The following is a 16,150-nucleotide window of genomic DNA, read 5'->3' as shown; positions in this document are numbered from 1 at the left end:
CTCCTAAAATGGAACCATGAAGTACCGAAACGAGCCGATCTACACGGCAGCGATCGGTGCGGGCCGTGCCATGTTCGGTGCTCTCCGCGTTCGTCGCACCGTCATCGGCGCAGAGAATCTGCCGGACTCGGGCGGCGCCGTCATTGCGATGACGCACTTCGGGTATCTCGAATTCGCGCTCGTCGAATGGGCTTTGTGGCTGCACAATCACCGCCGCATCCGCTTTATGGCGAAGAAGAGCGTGTTCGACAAACCCATCGTTGGCTCGTTTATGCGCAACATGAAACACATCCCCGTTGACATGAAGGCGGGAGCCTCGGCCTACGCTGCCGCGGTGAAGGCGTTGAAGTCGGGCGAACTCATCGGCGTCTTTCCTGAAGCCGGCGTGAGCGCGTCGTACACGATTCGCGATTTCAAGACGGGAGCGGCACGGCTTGCTGCCGAAGCGGGCGTACCTCTTGTGCCCCTCGTTCTGTGGGGCGGCCAGCGTCTTCTCACGAAGAACCGCAAGATCACGCTGAGTGAGCGCACGAATGTTCCTGTTGTGATGGTCGTGGGTGAGCCAATCACGGTAGCCCCGACGGATGACGCCATCGAGGCGACCGCGAAGCTCAAGACCACGATGGAAGGTCTGCTCGAAACCGCGCAGAAGTCGTATCCCGTCGAGGGAGCAGGCCAATGGTGGTTCCCGCGTCATCTGGGCGGCACCGCGCCCACTCCAGAAGAAGCGGCAGCGGCCGATGCCGCCCGCGATCTGCGCCGAGCGGAAGGTGCGCGCACAAAAAATAACACCGACGGCTGAGCGACTACCCGCAGAAGGTTTCGCCCCAAATCAACTGAACACCTGAACGGCCGCTGAATTCCGCGCCGTTTGCCGTGTACTGAATGAGGAGACCGTCAAGACGCGCGCGGGCATGTTGGTCGGTGTAGCGCAGCTCTGTGACTAAAGACGCATCCACGGTTCCGTCGAAAGTGAACCCGATGCCGCTTTCGCGGTTTTCCCACGCAGCTGACCACCGATCAGCGGGCGGATACGGCCCCAATCCGAACTGCTCAGGATCGCCACCGTACGGCATTGCGTGCACGCTGAGCAGCTCGACTCCGACCGGGTTGATCAGTTCGACGGCCGTAATAACAATGGTCTTGTTTCCGGTGTAATCGATTGTTGTTCCCAACGCCGTGACCGCAAGGTCGGTGTCCGCGCACAAACCGACGTTCATTTGTTTGTCGAAGGCCACGTGCCCCGTCGTGGTGAATACTGTCGTCGAAACCCCCAGAGCCAGTACGGCCGCGAGCGCCGGAGGAATGATGGTTGATAGTCGAGGCTTCATAGCGGGCACCGCATCCGTTCGCACAGCACGTCACACAATCGAGGGCAAGCTCCGCAGGCGAACTGCGGTGGCTTCTTCGCTCAGGGTAACCCGACCGGTGCGCCGAATCTAGCAAAACTTGAGGATTAAACGGGAATGCTCCGCCGCGCAGGGTGTTGTGGCAGCATTAGCGAATGGTCTATGTCGCTGATGATGCCCGTTACGAACCGATGCCCTACCGCCGTGTGGGGCGTAGTGGCCTGAAACTGCCCGCCGTCTCGCTGGGACTCTGGCAGAACTTTGGGGATGACAAGCCGATCGCCAACCAGCGCGCTATCCTGCGCCGCGCTTTCGATCTCGGCGTCACCCACTTCGACCTCGCCAACAACTATGGCCCTCCTGCGGGTTCTGCGGAGTCGAACTTCGGCCAGATTCTGCGCGAAGACTTCCGCCCCTACCGCGACGAGATGATCATCTCGAGCAAGGCTGGCTACGACATGTGGCCAGGCCCCTACGGTGTGATGGGATCGCGCAAGTACTTGCTCGCGAGCCTCGACCAGTCCCTCAACCGCCTTGGTCTCGACTACGTGGACATCTTCTACTCTCACCGTGCCGACCCCGACACTCCTCTGGAGGAGACGATGGGTGCCCTGCACACTGCCGTCACCTCGGGCCGAGCACTGTATGCGGGAATCTCGAGCTACTCGCCCGAACTCACGCGCGAAGCCGTGCGCATCATGAATGACCTCGGAACGCCCCTCGTCATCCACCAGCCCTCGTATTCGATGTTCAACCGGTGGATCGAAGCCGATCTTCTCGACACCGTCGACGAACTCGGCTTGGGCGTTATCGCTTTCTCGCCGCTCGCCCAGGGTCTGCTCACCGACCGCTACCTCGGCGAGGTTCCTGCCGACTCGCGCGCAGCCAAGGGTGGTTCGCTCAAGTCGGGAATGCTCAACGACGAAACCCTCGGCCGTGTGAAGGCGCTCAACGAGATCGCTTCCGGGCGAGGCCAGTCGCTCGCCCAGCTCGCCATCTCGTGGGCGCTGCGCAACGACCGCGTCACCTCGGCCCTCATCGGCGCCTCAAGTGTGACCCAGCTCGAGCAGAACCTTGCCGCGGTTCAGAACCTTACTTTCGAGGAGGCTGAACTGGCTGCAATCGACGAGCACGCCAAGGATGCCGGCATCAACCTGTGGGCAGCATCGAGTGCGGTTTCCTAAACCGAATTCTTAGCGGCAGAGCGGTCGATAGCGCGCTATCGACCGCTCTGTGCGCCATGTCACAGACACGAATAGCAGGCTCCTCTTAGTCTGAGCGAACACCACGCGCCACGACCGGGAGCCAGCTCATGAAGAAGCGAACAACCGCAATCGTGATTGCTGCCGCCGTCGCGGGAATCACAGCCATCGTCGCGGGCATTGCATTGAGCGGCAGTGACCTCACCTCGCCGAGCGGTTCCGCGGGAACGACAGGTTCGTCATCCAGCGCGGTTGATATCCCGCCTTTCCTTGAGCAAGGCTTTGCCGCCACCGGCTGGTCGCAGGCCGACCCGGCAATCAGCCAGGCACTCAGCGGCGGGCCGCCCAAAGACGGTATCCCGGCGATCGATGAGCCCCGCTTTGAGCCAGTAGCCGACTTCGAGCATCCGGATGACGTGCTCGCCATTGTGGTGCAGGGCGACACCGAAACGAAGGTGTACCCGTACAACATCTTGGTCTGGCACGAAATTGTGAACGACACGATTGACGGTGCACCGATCGCCGTCAGCTTCTGCCCGCTCTGCGGCAGCGCAGCCGTGTACGACAGCGTGCTGCCCGACGGAAGCGTCACTACTTTCGGAGTGAGCGGCGGACTTCTCGAGAGCAACATGATTATGTTCGACCGCGAGACTGAGACGCTCTGGCAGCAGAGCACCGGCAACGCCTTGGCTGGCACGCACTACCCGAGCGAACTCCAGCTGCACAGCTTCCAGTTGCTCAGTCTGGGTAAGATCAAGCAGCGCCACCCGGATGCCGTGGTGCTCAGCGAAGCTACCGGCCATACGCGCGACTACTCCAACAATCCCTACGCCGGCTATGACGACAGCGACAGCTTCTACTTCGTGCCCAGCCGAGTGGATGACCGCTACCCGTCCAAAGAAATCTTCGTGGCGTTCACGGTGGGCGACACCCACGTGGCAGCCCCTTGGCTGACGCTCGACGACGGCATCAGTTACGAAACCACGGTCGCTGAGGGCACGGTTTCGCTCACGAAAACTGATGGCGAGCTGGAGATCATCGGGCCAGACGGAGCTGAGATTCCGTTCTACTTTGAGATGTGGTTCAGCTGGGCTGTGCAAAACGACGACGGTCAGGTCTTCGACCCCACGCGGTAGGGCTCACCTGCGTGCGCACTGAGGCGTGCATCCGCCTCGCCGCACGGAGTCTGCTGTGGGAAGGTTGGGCGTGAGCTCTTCCGACACGCAGCAGCACCTCGCCGAAGTATTCGGCGTGCTTGCCACTCTCGCCCGCGAAACGGGGATCTCGCCCGAACGCGGTGAACTCGTGCGGGCTGATCGTCGCTCCGAGTTCGACTACTTCGGTCTGCGCACGCCCGATCGACGCCGCCGGGTTGCGGCTGGCTTTTCGTTCACCGGCCAGGACTCGGCATCCGTACTCGCTGCATGGGATGAGATCTGGAACCTCGCCGAGAACGGCGACGTGATGTTCACCGCGCTCGATTTCTATCGGCGGCGAATCAGCTCACGTTCCTGGACCCCGCATGACAGCGCCGAATTCTGGGGCACCGCCGTCGGCTGGATCGAGCGCATCGACAACTGGGCTCACGCCGACGACCTCGCCCGGCTGTATTCGTTTGCGCTGGCCGACCAACCGGAACTCGTGTTCCCGACGCTCGAGGAGTGGAGCCGCTCCGACAACGAATGGCAACGCCGCATCGCAATGGTGAGCCTCATCCACTACAGCGGCAAGAACGCCGTCTTCCTGCCGATCGAGCCCACCCTGCGCTTGCTCGCCAACTGCGCGGGCGACCGGCGGGAGACCGTTTCGAACGCGCTCGGGTGGGTGCTGCGCGAACTGCTGGCCGTGCATCCGGATGCCGTACTCGCGTTTCTTGAGACGCACGCCACGAGCATGCCGCGGCCCGCCATCCGTCGCGCCACGGAACGCCTACCGCAGCCAGAGCGCGACCGCATGCGCGCCTCGCTCGCTTAGCTCGGGTTTGCCTCGGAGCTTGCCTCAGGGTTCGAATCGCCCGCCGCGTCACGCTTGCGCTTGCGCTTCGATGTTTCGTCGAAGACCTGAGGGTCGCCGTTGCCACCGCCATTTGCTTGCACAACGCTCTGCGCGATGTTCGCTGCCGTTGCGCCGAGGCGATAAAGGAGGACGGTGAATTTCGACATGAGTGTAACTCTAGTCTTGAGCGCCGTGCGCGCCGGGTTCCCGACGCAACCCTCAACGGATGTGATGGACGGAACTCATCGACTCGATCAGATCTCGTGCAAGCTTGAGCATGCTTTCGGCTTTGGCTGTCGTGCAGTAGTTTCCGTACTGCGCTTGGGTCTTATCGCTCAACAGCCGACCGAGCTTCCTGCCAATACGCGATCCATCCGGAACGACGTCGGCGAGCATTCTGGGCGCGACAGCATGGTCTTGCCCTGCAGCCCGTTGGCCCAGTGCTTTACCGCAGATCGCGTCGGACGCTGCGATGCCAGCGAGAACAGAGTTTGCGGCCGAGGCCTGAGCATCGGCAGAAGGGCCGGAGCTCGTCAGAGCCAGGAGGAAGCTTTCTTCTGCTATCTGGACGTAAGCACGCGCAGCCCCCGCGCGCTGAGCAACATCGGTAGCGTTCATCCGCTGAGTTCTGGTCATGCTTCAATTTCGCATGAGGCTACGACAACGTATTGATCAGTTCTCGGAGTTCTGGACCGTTGAAGGTCACGGCGTCGTCCCTCCACGATTCGATCATTGGGTCGCCGCTCGTGACCATGTTCCGCAGAAGCTCACGCTTCGCGCTAAAGACATTGCATTCGTTGCCGGTCCAGCCCAGAACAGCCTCGGAGATGAGATCAATTGCACCCTGCCCGCCCTCATCGGTGACGAAGTCAGGGAAGATAACGACAAGGTCCACATCGCTGGCCGGAGTGCTGGCTCTTCGAGCGACCGAACCAAATAGCGCGATTGTCGTTGCAGACATCGCTTGGGCTCCGAGTACCGAGGAAGCAACGTCAACGATTCGCTCCTGCAGCAGCTGCAGGGCAGACTCCGCCGCTCGAAGTAGCGGCTCTATGACGACCCACAGTAGATGGTCTCGATTCGCGCGGTACAGCATCGATCTACCCGCACTGTCAGCGAGAACGAGACCTTGCTCTTCAAGCCGGATGAGCGTCAGACGGACTCCTGACTGAGATCCCCGGTGCGCGAGCTCCGCAACCTGGCGCCCCGTCAGGGGCCGAGTGGTGCGAGCGAGTACCGTGAGCACGTCGCCATCAAGCGACGGAAAAACGGTCGCGATGGGATTACTGAGATCCATACCTTCCCCGATCGCTTCGCTTCCCGAACACGTTGAGACTTGATTAGAATACTACTCATGACGTTAGTTTTCTACTCATAACCCGCTGCCATCAGTCCGGCAGGGGCTCGCCAGCGAAGCACTGGCAAAGCGCTACAGGATTAGCGGCGCGCCAGCGAGCTACACTGCGCCGAGCTCCGTCGAGATGTCGCGGGCGACTGACTGCAGCAGCGGTAGGTGCGCTTTGAGAGCGTTGAGATCGGCTGCCATCCGGATCGCGGTGATCGAGAGCGCGCCCACCACGCAGGCCGGCCCGTGGATCGGCACGGCGATGCAGTTCACGAAGTCTTCGAATTCGCCGTCGTCGACCGCCCACCCGCGGGCAGCAACGGTGGTGAGTTCGGCATCCAGTTGGGAGCGCGAGGTCAGGGTTTTGTCGGTGAACTTCTCCCACACGACGCCGGCGAGCACGGCATCCCGATCGGTGGTGGGCAGTTCGGCCAGAATCGTTTTGCCGACGCCGCTGCAGTAGGGGCGCGCCGGGCTGCCGATGCGCGAATACATACGCACCCCGCTGGTGTCTTCAACCTTGTCGACGTACACAATGCTGTGGTCAACGAGGGCGGCGAGGTGAATGGTGTTGCCGACCGTGCGATGAAGTTTCAGGAGGCGGTCGTGGGCAATCTCGCGCAGATCGAGACTGTCGGATGCCTGGTGGGCGAGCGCGATGAGGTGCAGCCCGAGCACATACTCGCCATTCTTTCGCTTGCGCAGGTAGCCGACCTCTTCGAGCGACTGCACTTCGCGGAACATCGTCGAGCGGTGCACTCCGAACTCTTCGGCGAGCTCGCTGACACTCGCCGGGCGACGGGCGATTGAATCGACGATGCGTGCTGCGCGACGAACGCTCTGCGACATCCGGGCTCCCTCTCGTTGCGGCACTGGCGGAGCTTTGCCCCGCTCGCGCATGTTGCACTATATGCAACAGTGTTGCACAGGATGCGCACATGGTCGATAGTGGAACCGTGCAGACGACGACGCAGCCGGAGATCATTACGATCGGCGAGACCATGGTGCTCATCGCGCCCACGGTCGCCGAGCCCATCGAAACCGCCGAACTGTTCCACCTTGAAACGGGTGGCGCCGAGTCGAACGTTGCCGTGCACCTCTCGGCTCTCGGCCATCACGCCGCGTGGGCAAGCCACCTCGGCACCGATGCTTTCGGTCGTCGCGTTGAACGCCAATTGCGCGAGCGCGGTGTCGATACGAGTCTCGTGAAATTTACCCCGGATGCCCCCACCGGCTTTTACTTCAAAGATCCCGGCAACGGTGTGACCTACTATCGCGCGGGTTCTGCGGCATCGGCCATGACACCGGATGATCTCGCCCAGGTTCCGTTCGAGCAGGCTGCTATCACCCACATATCCGGGATCACGCCGTCGCTCTCGGCCACGTGCGCCGCGCTCATCGAGTCAGTGCTCGATCGCGCCCAGCAGAGCGACACCGTCGTGAGTTTCGACGTGAACTACCGTGCAGCGCTCTGGCCGGTCGCCGAAGCCGGCCCCACGCTGCTGGCCCTCGCCCGCCGTGCGAACATCGTGCTCGTCGGCCTCGATGAAGCCGAAGTGCTCTGGGGCACGACGACTCCCGAAGAAGTGCGCGCGCTGCTCGAGAACACCGACTTTCTCGTGATCAAAGACGGCGATGTCGGCGCGACTGAGTTCAATGCGGAGGGCCACGTGTTCGTACCCGCCCACAAGGTGGATGTCGTCGAAGCCGTCGGTGCGGGAGATGCTTTCGCGGCTGGTTACCTCAGCGGCTACCTCACCGGCCTCTCCCCCGAGCAGCGGCTAAGCCTCGGCCACGATCGCGCTGCCCTGGTCTTGAAGTCCACCACCGACCTCCCCACCCTCTAACTTTTTCCTCCATCAACCCCTCACTCCTCACCCTCGCTCGCTTCTGAAAGGCTCTCTCATGGCTCAGATCTCTAACGCATCGCTCGACCAGCTCTTCGACGGTCAGCCCCTCATGGCAATCCTTCGCGGCTTCGGCGTCGAGCGCAGTGTTGCTCTGGCACGCACCGCCTGGGAACTCGGCATCGACTCGGTCGAGGTGCCCATCCAGAGCGACGAGGATGTCGAAGCGTTGCGCGCGGTCGTTGCCGCCGGCAAGGACCTCGGCAAGTCTGTCGGCGCCGGAACCGTCGTCACTCTGGAGCACGTGCGTCAAGCAGCGGATGCCGGAGCAGCTTTCACCGTGAGCCCCGGCTTCGACCTCGACGTCGTTCGCGCCTCGTTCGAAGCGGGCATGCCACCACTTCCTGGCGTCGCCACTGCGACTGAAGTTCAGACGGCCCAGAACGCTGGCCTCACCTGGGTGAAGGCCTTCCCAGCATCCCTTCTCGGCACGAGTTGGTTCGGCGCGATGCGCGGACCGTTCCCCGCGATGCGTTTCGTCGCGACCGGCGGAATGGATGCGGGCAACGCCGGCGAATACCTCAACGCAGGCGCCAAGGTTGTAGCGGTCGGTTCGGCACTCGCCGATGAGACCCAGCTGCCGCGCCTCGCGGAACTGCTCGCCGCGCGCAACTAGCGCGCAGCGCTGAGCTAGAGCTGAAGGCGCACAGAAGAGTCATCCGCGACGTGGCTTAACGCTCGCACGGCGAGTTCGTGACGGAATAGCGCTTTCGTCTGCCCCCAACCGGCAATCCACGGCGCGAGACCGGGTTCCGTGACCGCAACGAGCATCTGGATATCCGCGAACAACCTCTCTGGTGATCGGCGCACCCTGTGCCCAGGTGCCCCGAGCCCCGGCATGGGGAGCCCGAAGACAACAGGCTCACAATGACTGATGCGGTTGCGCGCCCAGTTAATACGCATCGCCAGTGCGCGCAGTTCCGAACGGGGGAGTGAGAATGAGTGCTTGAACGCAGGTTCCCACACATCTCGCACGTAACGCGCTTTAGAACCGTCAGCTTTCACTTCGCCTCGGCCAAGCAAGTCCACCCATGTGCCGAGCATCAGTTGCGCGACCACCTTGCCCGCCGAGGCGTGGGGGCCCACCTGAGCCGTCGCCCGAGAAATAGAGCGGAGCGTGCCCTCGTCAAGAATGCCCGCAGAATCGTCGAACCAACGCTCGCCGTACACCTCCGCTAATGATCGATGCATTTTTTCGCGCAACCCGACCTCAACGAAACGCACCCCCGCGTGCAAGTGCGAAGCGATTTCAGAGTCCAAGAGATACAGAGAAATAGCGTCCCGGTCTCCGTCTGTAACCTCACGGAAGCGCCGCAATCTCTGCTTTGCCAAGCTCGCGATGAGGGCTCGTTGCTCGCTCAGTGTGGGTTGAGGAATCAAAAGATCAGAGCTATTCTTGACACATATTCCCCCCGGCACAGGCCGAGCGGGTTTCGGAAACCGTCGTAGATCATTTGATCACGACGGTTTCATTTTTAACGGGCGCTATCCACAATGAAAGCCCCGCCGCTCCGCCGAAAGCTAGCGCCCCGCGATCTCCACGGGCTGCAGGGTGGCACTCTTCGGTTCGCGGTTGTCGCCGGAGGAACGGCCCGTGAGACGGCGACCGATCCACGGGAGCACGTATTCACGCCAGTAGGCGGCGGTGCGGGGGCGGGCGTCATCCGCTGGCCCCTCGTCTGCAGCGAAGTCGGGCACCGGAATCTCGAGCGCCGACAGCACGTTGCTCGCGACCCGGGCGTGCCCGCGCGCATTGAGGTGCAGCTTGTCGACCGACCAATACTGGAGTTTGGTCAACTCCTGATCGGCCCAGTTGTTCACGAAGGTCACGTGGTCTTTCGACGCCCGCGACATAACCTCTTGAGCCAAGCGGTCACCGCGCGTGGACATTACCGATCCGAACGGCAAATGCTTGCTCGGGTTTCCCCCACTGAGCAGAAGAACGTGGATGCCGCTAGCCGTCGCCGTGTCAACAGCGGCCAGCAGCTGGTCGGTGATCGATTCCAGCGAAACCTTGGGGCGCATGATGTCGTTTCCGCCACCGTTGATGCTCATCAGCTGAGGCCGGAGGGCGACCGCCGCCTGCAACTGCTCCCCCGCGATGGGTGCGAGGAGGCGTCCACGGATGGCGAGGTTGGCGTACCCGACCGGGTTCGGCGAGGCGAGCGCGAGCCCGAGCGCCACCTGGTCGGCCCAGCCGCGCACCCGACCGTCCGGCAGTTCATCTCCGACGCCCTCAGTGAAGCTGTCTCCGATGGCGACGTAACTGGAGAACTGGTGAGTCATGCGGTTTCTACTTTCCGAACGGTGAAGCGGGGCCTCCCCAGACTACGACCAAGAACGGTTTAGATCGCCTTGATCGCCTCGACGACATCGGCGGGCTCGGCGCGCAGCTTGTAGTCGGCGTTAACGAAGGCGAAGCGGATGCTGCGGTCGGGCGCAATCACATAGGTTGCGGGCAGCGGCAGCTGCCATCCGGTCGCTCCGTTGGACTTCACGAGGTCGTAGCCCGACTTTTCGTAGAAAGCCTTAGTGCGGTCATCCACAGGGTGAAGAAGTCCGAAGCCGTTGATCGCTTCGAGCTCACCGTCGGACAACACCGGGAATTCGAGGTTGTGCTTCTCTTCGAGCGAGAGTGACTCGTCGGGGGTTTGCGGCGAGATCGCCACGAGGGTTGCTCCGGCAGCACGGAACTCGGGCAGCATGTCCTGCAGCGCCTTGAGTTCGATGTTGCAATACGGGCACCAAGAGCCGCGGTAGAACGCGAGAGCAACGGGACCCTTTTCCAGCAGCTCGCTCAGTCGCACCGTGTTGCCTTCGGCATCCGCGAGAGCAAAGTCGGGGGCAGTGTCGCCGACTTTGAGCGCGTTGTTGACGATGCCAGCCTTTTCGACCTCGGTCACCGAGTTAGTGAGAGTGGCGGTGTCTTCGGCGGACTTGGTTGCTGCGCTGTTGTCGGCACGTTCTTTGAGCTGCTGAGTGAGATTCATGGCGCTCCAAATAATTGGGGAAAGGTCGTTGCAGGGGTGAACCGCCCGCGCCGCCACGCTATTCCGGCTGTCTGAACGGGAGCCTTAGGCGCGGGCTCGCGCCGACATCTCTTCGATCAGTTCGAGTGCATGCCGTAGGCCGGTGCTTGAGGTGTTGGCCGTGTACGGAAAGTACACAACTTCCACCCCCACGGCGGCGAACTCACGCTCCAGATTCAGCCCCTTTTCGGTGCCGCGCCAGTCATCGCCCTTGAAGAACGTCGTGAACTGCAAACGACGCCACATTTCCAACTTGTCGGGCACCGTTTCAGCTACTGCCTCATCCACGTAACAAATGCTGCGCACGATTTCTAAGCGCTCGTCGAGCGGCACGGTGGGCCGCAGCTTCTTGGTCTGCTCCAGCATTTCGTCGGAGACAACTCCGGCGATCAGGTAGTCGCACTGTTCTTTGGCGCGTTTGAGAATGTTCAAGTGGCCAACGTGAAAGAGATCGTAGGCTCCTGCGGCGTATCCAATTCTTTGAGACATATGCTCACCGGGTTCGGGTCGGGGGAGGTGTGAGTTCTGTGATGGGGGTGGGTGCCGGTGCCACGGCGAGCGCGAATCGCGCAGAGCGGTCGTGTTCGAAGGGGTACCGGTGCCCTCGCTCGAGAACGAGCGAGGTGAGGAAGAAGAGCGTGAAGGTCACGCTCGACTCGATAAGCCCGTTCTCGAGCGCGCTCCGCACGAGAAGCAGGACGAGAAGGGGAAGAGTGAGGGTGCGCAGCTCGCGGTTCTTGAGACTGTCTCTCACGGTGAAGAGCACCCAGATGCCGACGGCGATTAGACCGAGGATGCCCGCTTGCGAGAGGATCGAGATCCAGCTGCTATCGAGCACCTGAACGTCCCACCAGCGCTGATTCACTTCGATGGTCTTTGCCGCGAGGCCGACGCCGATCCATTTGTGCCAAGTGTCCATGGGGATGCTGAACACGGCCTGCCACGCGATCGTGCGCGAGCTGAGGGTGGCGAGTTCGCTCACATCTTGACCGCGAATTGCGACCTCAGAAACCACATTCGTGAATGCCACGACGGCATACGACACTGGCGCGAGCAGGATGAGGGCGATGCCCGTGGAGTGCGGAACCGGCCAAGCCAACACGACAGCCAGCACCATCGCAATGACGACAACGATCAGGGTGGTGCGGGATCCGGTGGCGAGCAGAATCGCGGCGAACGTCACGAGCAATGCCGCTTTGCGCGGGGTGAGCCCGCGCTGCGCAATAGCAATCGCGATCGCGAGCAGGGGCGGTGCCGCTAGCCCGGCGAGCTCGTTGGGTTTCATGGCGGGGATGCCGCTCGGCAGTCGGCCGTCGCTCAGAAACTCGGGCAGCCCGCTCGCGGCACCAATAAGAGTCAGGATGCCCATCGCGATGAACAGCGAGGTCAACACCTCAAGTGGCGCAGCACTACTCGCCAGCACGTAGACCGTGGCGGCGAGCAGCACGATGCGTACGGCCAGCACAAGGGAAGGCATCGGACTGTCGGTCGCGAGCGCCCCCACGCACGAAAGCCCGACCACGATGAACAACAGGATGAGCGAACGCACTCCGACGCGAGCGTGCACTCGCGCACGCGAATGGATCAGTAGAGCGCACAGAAAAGCGGTGAAGGCCACGAGCGCTTTGGCGATCACGACTACGTCGAAGCCGCCGTCGAAGAGGGCATCGGGGCGCCACGACACCACGCTCAGAGCTACGAGGAGCCACGTTCCGATCAAGGAACGTGAGACGGTACTGCGCCCCCGCGGTTCTGTCGTAAACATCAGTCCACGACCACTCGTTCATTCTCGCTCGAGCGCACGGCGGCAGCGGTGTCGGCGCCGTCATCGGCGGGGGCATCAGTGGCGGGGCGGTTGTCAGCATTCGTCAGCGCGCTGGTTGAGCGCGGGGCGGGAGGGGCCGGCTTCGGGGGCGAGGGCTTGGGTGTTGCGGCTGGTTTCGGGGCGGACTTGTCTGCCTTGCGACGCAGATGCACGTGCGCTTTCGCCGGAGCATTGGCGAAGTCTTCGGGCGTCCAGGTGGCCATGAGTTCGATGTGGCGGGCGTTGGGCACGTCGGTGAGCAGCACACCGAGCGGGCGCACGCCGGCGATGCGCAACTGGCTCACCGTCTGCGCGAGTTCCGCTTCGGAGGAGTGGTTGTAGCGAACGACGACAATCGCTACTTCGGTGAAGGGGGCGAGGAGTGGGATGCTCAGCGGTCGACTCTCGGAGGTTGCTTGCGTGACTACGACATCCGCTCGCGAGATGAACCGCGTGAGCACTGAGCGTAGGGTCTTCTCCGCAGTGACTTCGGTCGTTGCGGCGACACCTGCGGTGACGCACAGGGCGTCGGAGTCCTCGAGAGGGCGGGCCACTTCGGCCAGTGTCGTCGTTTCGTTGAGCAACTCCGCGACCCCGGCCTCACCGGCGTAGTGCGCGAGGGCGCCATCGTCGACCGTGGAGGCTTCGGCTTCAACGAAGAGCGCTTGGCGCCCCGTGGCCGCAACCGCACCGACAACACCGAGCGACACCGAGGCGTGATGAGCGGTCGCTCCCGCGGGCGCGAGCAACAGGATGCGCGGCACCGTGCCGCCGTTGGCCTGCGTGATGCGGGCGAGCGCTTCCGCGTAGGCGGCATCCACCGTCGATTCCGCGCCAGGAGCCTGACCGCGGGCGCGACGATGACCGCGGGGAACGGCCGCGAGCACGGGCAATCCGGTGACACGGCGCACATCGGCGGGCTGGCGCATCCGGTGATCGAAACGAGCCAAGAGCAGAGCGAGTACCGCGCCAGCGGCGAGCCCCGCTACCAGACCGAGCCCGAGAATGACCGTCTTTTGCGGAGCGCTCGGAGCCGACGGCGGCAGGGCTGGGATGAGGCGCTCGAGCGACACCGAGAACGTGCCGAAGTTTTCGACGCGAGAGACCAAGCGCGAGAGGCTGTCGGCGACCGCGTTGGCGATGAGCGCAGCATCCTGAGCACTACTGGCCTCGGCGGCGATGTTGATGTTCACCGTGCTGTTCGGGTTGGTTGCCGAGACCTGGCTGCGCAACTCTTGCACCGTGAGGTTGAGATCGAGCGAGGAAATGACGGGCTCGAGAACCTCAGAACTGCGCACGAGGTCGGTGTACGAGTTGACCCGGGCGAGCGAGAATTGCGAACGCTCCGCGAGCGTGGCGTTGACGTCTTTCACCGACAGGAAGAGGGTGGCGGTCGATGTGTAGGTTGGCGCGATGCTGAACGCAATAAGCGCAGCGGAACCCACTCCGACCACGACAGCAATCAGGATTGCAAGCCATCGCTGCCGGAAAATTTCGAGATAGCTCAAACTTTCCACGCGTTGAACCCCAATCGGGATGGGTAACAATCAGCACGACAGTGTGCTGAACAAGCGTTGCAGGTTTCCTTACCCTAGTAGCTTCCGGGCGATTCTGGGAGAATAGATACCGGATCGATTCCGCAGCGCACCCCCGATTGCTGCGGTTTTCACGCCATAAGGAGCGCTTGTGAGCGTTGCGAGAGGCACGACGAATCGACGTTTTCGACGCCGACAGGTCTTCGCTGCGGTCGCAATCGTGCTCGCTCTGGCCGTGGCGGCCACCGCCCTCGTCGTTTCCTCGTTCGGTGGCAGGGCCACCACGACGACGCGTCCCGATGTTCCCATTGTCGAAGGCGTCGGTGCTCCCGATGGCGTTGCGGCGAGCGCCGCGGATGCCGGAGCCGCTGAGCTCGGAACCACCAGCTACGAGATCCCGGCCGGCGCTCTCTTCGTGTCGCCCTCGGGCGACAACGACGCGGACGGCAGCCTCGAGTCACCACTCCGCACGATCAAAGCAGCACTGGCGCGGGTCTCCGCGGGCGGCATGATCGTGCTGCGGGCGGGCGAATATCACGAGGCGTTCACGATCGCCGAGGGCACCCCGGTAACGGTGCAGTCGTACCCGGGCGAGGTCGTCTGGCTCGATGGCAGCGAGATTGTGAAGGGCTGGCAGCTCGACGGCGAGCAAGCCGACCGGGAGCAAGCCGACGGCGAGCAAACTGGCGGCGAGCAAACTGGCGACGAACTGTGGTCGGTGGCGTGGGGCACCGTCTTCGACTCGAGCCCCACCTACGAACGGGGCGCCCCCGACAACACCGAGCAGTACTGGAACTTCGTGACCGCCGCGCATCCGCTGGCCGCGCATCCGGACCAACTGTGGCTGGATGACGCCCCGCTCACCCAGGTCGGCTCGCGAGACGAGGTGACGGCGTCGAGCTTCTTCCACGACGAGAGCGCGGGCGCGCTGTACCTCGGCGAGAACCCCAGCGGCCACACAGTGAGGGCAAGCACGCTGCAGCGGGCCCTGAGCATCCGGGCAGAAGGGTCAACGATTCGCGGCATCGGCGTTCGTCGTTTTGCGCCTTCGGTTCCCGACTTTGGGGCGGTCACAGTGGAGCGCCCCGGTGTGACGATCGAGAACGTGGTGATCACCGAGTCGGCCACGTCGGGGCTCTTCATCACGGCGGCGAACACGACAATCCGCCAGGTGACGGTTACCGAGAGCGGCATGATCGGGGTGGCCGCCAACTATGCCGACAATCTGCTGATCGACGGGCTGAAGGCCTCCGGCAACAACACGGAGTGGTTCAATCGCGCGCCCGTCGCGGGCGGGCTCAAACTCACGCGCTCGCGCACCGTCGAGATTCGCAACTCTGACTTCTCCGCCAACAACGCGACCGCGCTCTGGTTCGATCAGTCGTGCCGTGACATGACCATCACGGGAAGCACCTTCGTCGGCAATGCGGGTCACGGTCTCTTTCTCGAAATCTCGGCCCGCGCGCTCGTGGCCGACAACTACCTCGCCGACAACCGCATCTACGGCATGAAGATCAACGACACGAGCAGCGTCGAGATTCGCGACAATATCGTGGTGGGCAGCCGCAACGCCATCGCGGTGCTGCAAGACGAACGGCTCAAGAGCGACGAGAACGAGGCCGGCCACGACGAGCGGCATCTGGATGACCCCGAAATGACGTGGGTCGGCACCGACGTGAGCATCATCGGCAACACTCTCGTCGGCAGCAGCGAGGCACTGCTCTGGGTCGAGGACTACTCTCGCACCCGCAGCGCCCGCGACTTCGGCATCACTGTCGACAACAACCTCTACGTGCGCGCGACGGACACTGCCCCACGAACCCTTATCGCGTGGCCGACCAACGCGATCGGGGTCACCCCGTTCAGCTCGCTCGCCGACTTCGCGCGCGGCACCGGGCAAGAGCAGACGGGGCTTGAGCACCTCGGGGGCAGCGTTCTAGAGCGCTAGCCCGGTCTCGGGCCGGCCGTCTGGCCAACCGCACCG

At 63.0% G+C, this 16,150-nt stretch carries 18 protein-coding genes; 7 read left to right on the top strand and 11 right to left on the bottom strand.

Annotated features, from left to right (window positions below; all coding sequences use genetic code 11):
- Positions 1-16: 16 nt before the first annotated feature.
- Positions 17-802, top strand: coding sequence for a lysophospholipid acyltransferase family protein (locus tag CLV85_RS01750; RefSeq protein WP_100387891.1), 786 nt, complete (start codon positions 17-19; stop codon positions 800-802).
- Between the two features lie 4 nt (positions 803-806).
- Here the strand turns inward: CLV85_RS01750 and CLV85_RS01745 are convergent, their stop codons facing one another.
- Entirely contained in the window at positions 807-1,331 is a 525-nt protein-coding gene (locus CLV85_RS01745) for a hypothetical protein (RefSeq protein ID WP_100387890.1), read from the bottom strand.
- A gap of 173 nt (positions 1,332-1,504) precedes the next feature.
- Here CLV85_RS01745 and mgrA point away from each other — a divergent pair, with 173 nt between their 5' ends.
- From mgrA to CLV85_RS01730, 3 genes are all read left to right on the top strand, one after another.
- Positions 1,505-2,533 carry an L-glyceraldehyde 3-phosphate reductase gene (mgrA, locus tag CLV85_RS01740; RefSeq protein WP_100387889.1) on the top strand — a complete coding sequence of 343 codons (1,029 nt, stop codon included), beginning with the start codon at positions 1,505-1,507 and terminating at the stop codon, positions 2,531-2,533.
- A 128-nt stretch (positions 2,534-2,661) separates the two neighbouring features.
- Positions 2,662-3,687 carry a DUF3179 domain-containing protein gene (locus CLV85_RS01735; RefSeq protein ID WP_100387888.1) on the top strand — a complete coding sequence of 342 codons (1,026 nt, stop codon included), beginning with the start codon at positions 2,662-2,664 and terminating at the stop codon, positions 3,685-3,687.
- A gap of 70 nt (positions 3,688-3,757) precedes the next feature.
- Positions 3,758-4,525, top strand: a complete 768-nt coding sequence (locus CLV85_RS01730; protein ID WP_157847465.1) for a DNA alkylation repair protein — start codon at positions 3,758-3,760, stop codon at positions 4,523-4,525.
- On the opposite strand, the gene CLV85_RS01725 is transcribed toward CLV85_RS01730, so the two are convergent.
- The 4 genes from CLV85_RS01725 to CLV85_RS01710 all read right to left on the bottom strand — a co-directional run bounded on the left by CLV85_RS01725 (position 4,522) and on the right by CLV85_RS01710 (position 6,740).
- Entirely contained in the window at positions 4,522-4,713 is a 192-nt protein-coding gene (locus CLV85_RS01725) for a hypothetical protein (RefSeq protein ID WP_100387886.1), read from the bottom strand. The two genes, CLV85_RS01730 and CLV85_RS01725, sit on opposite strands and share 4 nt — an antisense overlap.
- 52 nt (positions 4,714-4,765) lie before the next feature.
- Positions 4,766-5,182: a hypothetical protein gene (locus CLV85_RS01720; protein WP_147433332.1), complete on the bottom strand. Its 417-nt coding sequence runs from the start codon at positions 5,180-5,182 to the stop codon at positions 4,766-4,768.
- A gap of 19 nt (positions 5,183-5,201) precedes the next feature.
- On the bottom strand, positions 5,202-5,843 hold the full coding sequence (locus tag CLV85_RS01715) for a nucleotidyltransferase domain-containing protein (RefSeq protein ID WP_100387884.1): 642 nt from the start codon (positions 5,841-5,843) through the stop codon (positions 5,202-5,204).
- A gap of 159 nt (positions 5,844-6,002) precedes the next feature.
- Positions 6,003-6,740 (bottom strand): IclR family transcriptional regulator, encoded by a 738-nt coding sequence (locus CLV85_RS01710; protein WP_158592986.1) that lies wholly within the window; start codon positions 6,738-6,740, stop codon positions 6,003-6,005.
- Positions 6,741-6,829: 89 nt separating this feature from the next.
- Here CLV85_RS01710 and CLV85_RS01705 point away from each other — a divergent pair, with 89 nt between their 5' ends.
- A complete protein-coding gene (locus CLV85_RS01705; RefSeq protein ID WP_100387882.1) occupies positions 6,830-7,738 on the top strand; it encodes a sugar kinase in 909 nt (302 codons plus the stop codon).
- 58 nt (positions 7,739-7,796) lie between these two features.
- Positions 7,797-8,414, top strand: coding sequence for a bifunctional 4-hydroxy-2-oxoglutarate aldolase/2-dehydro-3-deoxy-phosphogluconate aldolase (locus CLV85_RS01700; RefSeq protein WP_100387881.1), 618 nt, complete (start codon positions 7,797-7,799; stop codon positions 8,412-8,414).
- Positions 8,415-8,428: 14 nt separating this feature from the next.
- Here the strand turns inward: CLV85_RS01700 and CLV85_RS01695 are convergent, their stop codons facing one another.
- From CLV85_RS01695 to CLV85_RS01670, 6 genes are all read right to left on the bottom strand, one after another.
- Positions 8,429-8,989: a hypothetical protein gene (locus tag CLV85_RS01695; RefSeq protein ID WP_157847464.1), complete on the bottom strand. Its 561-nt coding sequence runs from the start codon at positions 8,987-8,989 to the stop codon at positions 8,429-8,431.
- A 330-nt stretch (positions 8,990-9,319) separates the two neighbouring features.
- Positions 9,320-10,084, bottom strand: coding sequence for an SGNH/GDSL hydrolase family protein (locus CLV85_RS01690; RefSeq protein WP_100387879.1), 765 nt, complete (start codon positions 10,082-10,084; stop codon positions 9,320-9,322).
- Between the two features lie 59 nt (positions 10,085-10,143).
- Positions 10,144-10,788, bottom strand: a complete 645-nt coding sequence (locus CLV85_RS01685; protein ID WP_100387878.1) for a peroxiredoxin-like family protein — start codon at positions 10,786-10,788, stop codon at positions 10,144-10,146.
- Between the two features lie 84 nt (positions 10,789-10,872).
- Positions 10,873-11,316 carry an FAD synthase family protein gene (locus tag CLV85_RS01680; RefSeq protein ID WP_100387877.1) on the bottom strand — a complete coding sequence of 148 codons (444 nt, stop codon included), beginning with the start codon at positions 11,314-11,316 and terminating at the stop codon, positions 10,873-10,875.
- A gap of 4 nt (positions 11,317-11,320) precedes the next feature.
- A complete protein-coding gene (locus CLV85_RS01675) occupies positions 11,321-12,592 on the bottom strand; it encodes an O-antigen ligase family protein (RefSeq protein WP_100387876.1) in 1,272 nt (423 codons plus the stop codon).
- Positions 12,592-14,148 carry a Wzz/FepE/Etk N-terminal domain-containing protein gene (locus CLV85_RS01670; RefSeq protein WP_157847463.1) on the bottom strand — a complete coding sequence of 519 codons (1,557 nt, stop codon included), beginning with the start codon at positions 14,146-14,148 and terminating at the stop codon, positions 12,592-12,594. Before CLV85_RS01670 ends, CLV85_RS01675 begins: the two co-directional genes overlap by 1 nt.
- 169 nt (positions 14,149-14,317) lie before the next feature.
- Between CLV85_RS01670 and CLV85_RS01665 the strand changes: the two genes are divergently transcribed.
- Positions 14,318-16,114, top strand: coding sequence for a right-handed parallel beta-helix repeat-containing protein (locus CLV85_RS01665; RefSeq protein WP_100387874.1), 1,797 nt, complete (start codon positions 14,318-14,320; stop codon positions 16,112-16,114).
- The last annotated feature ends 36 nt before the right edge of the window (positions 16,115-16,150 follow it).

The sequence above is a fragment of the Salinibacterium amurskyense genome (assembly GCF_002797685.1).
Taxonomy (GTDB): Bacteria; Actinomycetota; Actinomycetes; order Actinomycetales; family Microbacteriaceae; genus Rhodoglobus; species Rhodoglobus amurskyensis.
This window is presented reverse-complemented; position numbering and strand designations above follow the sequence as displayed.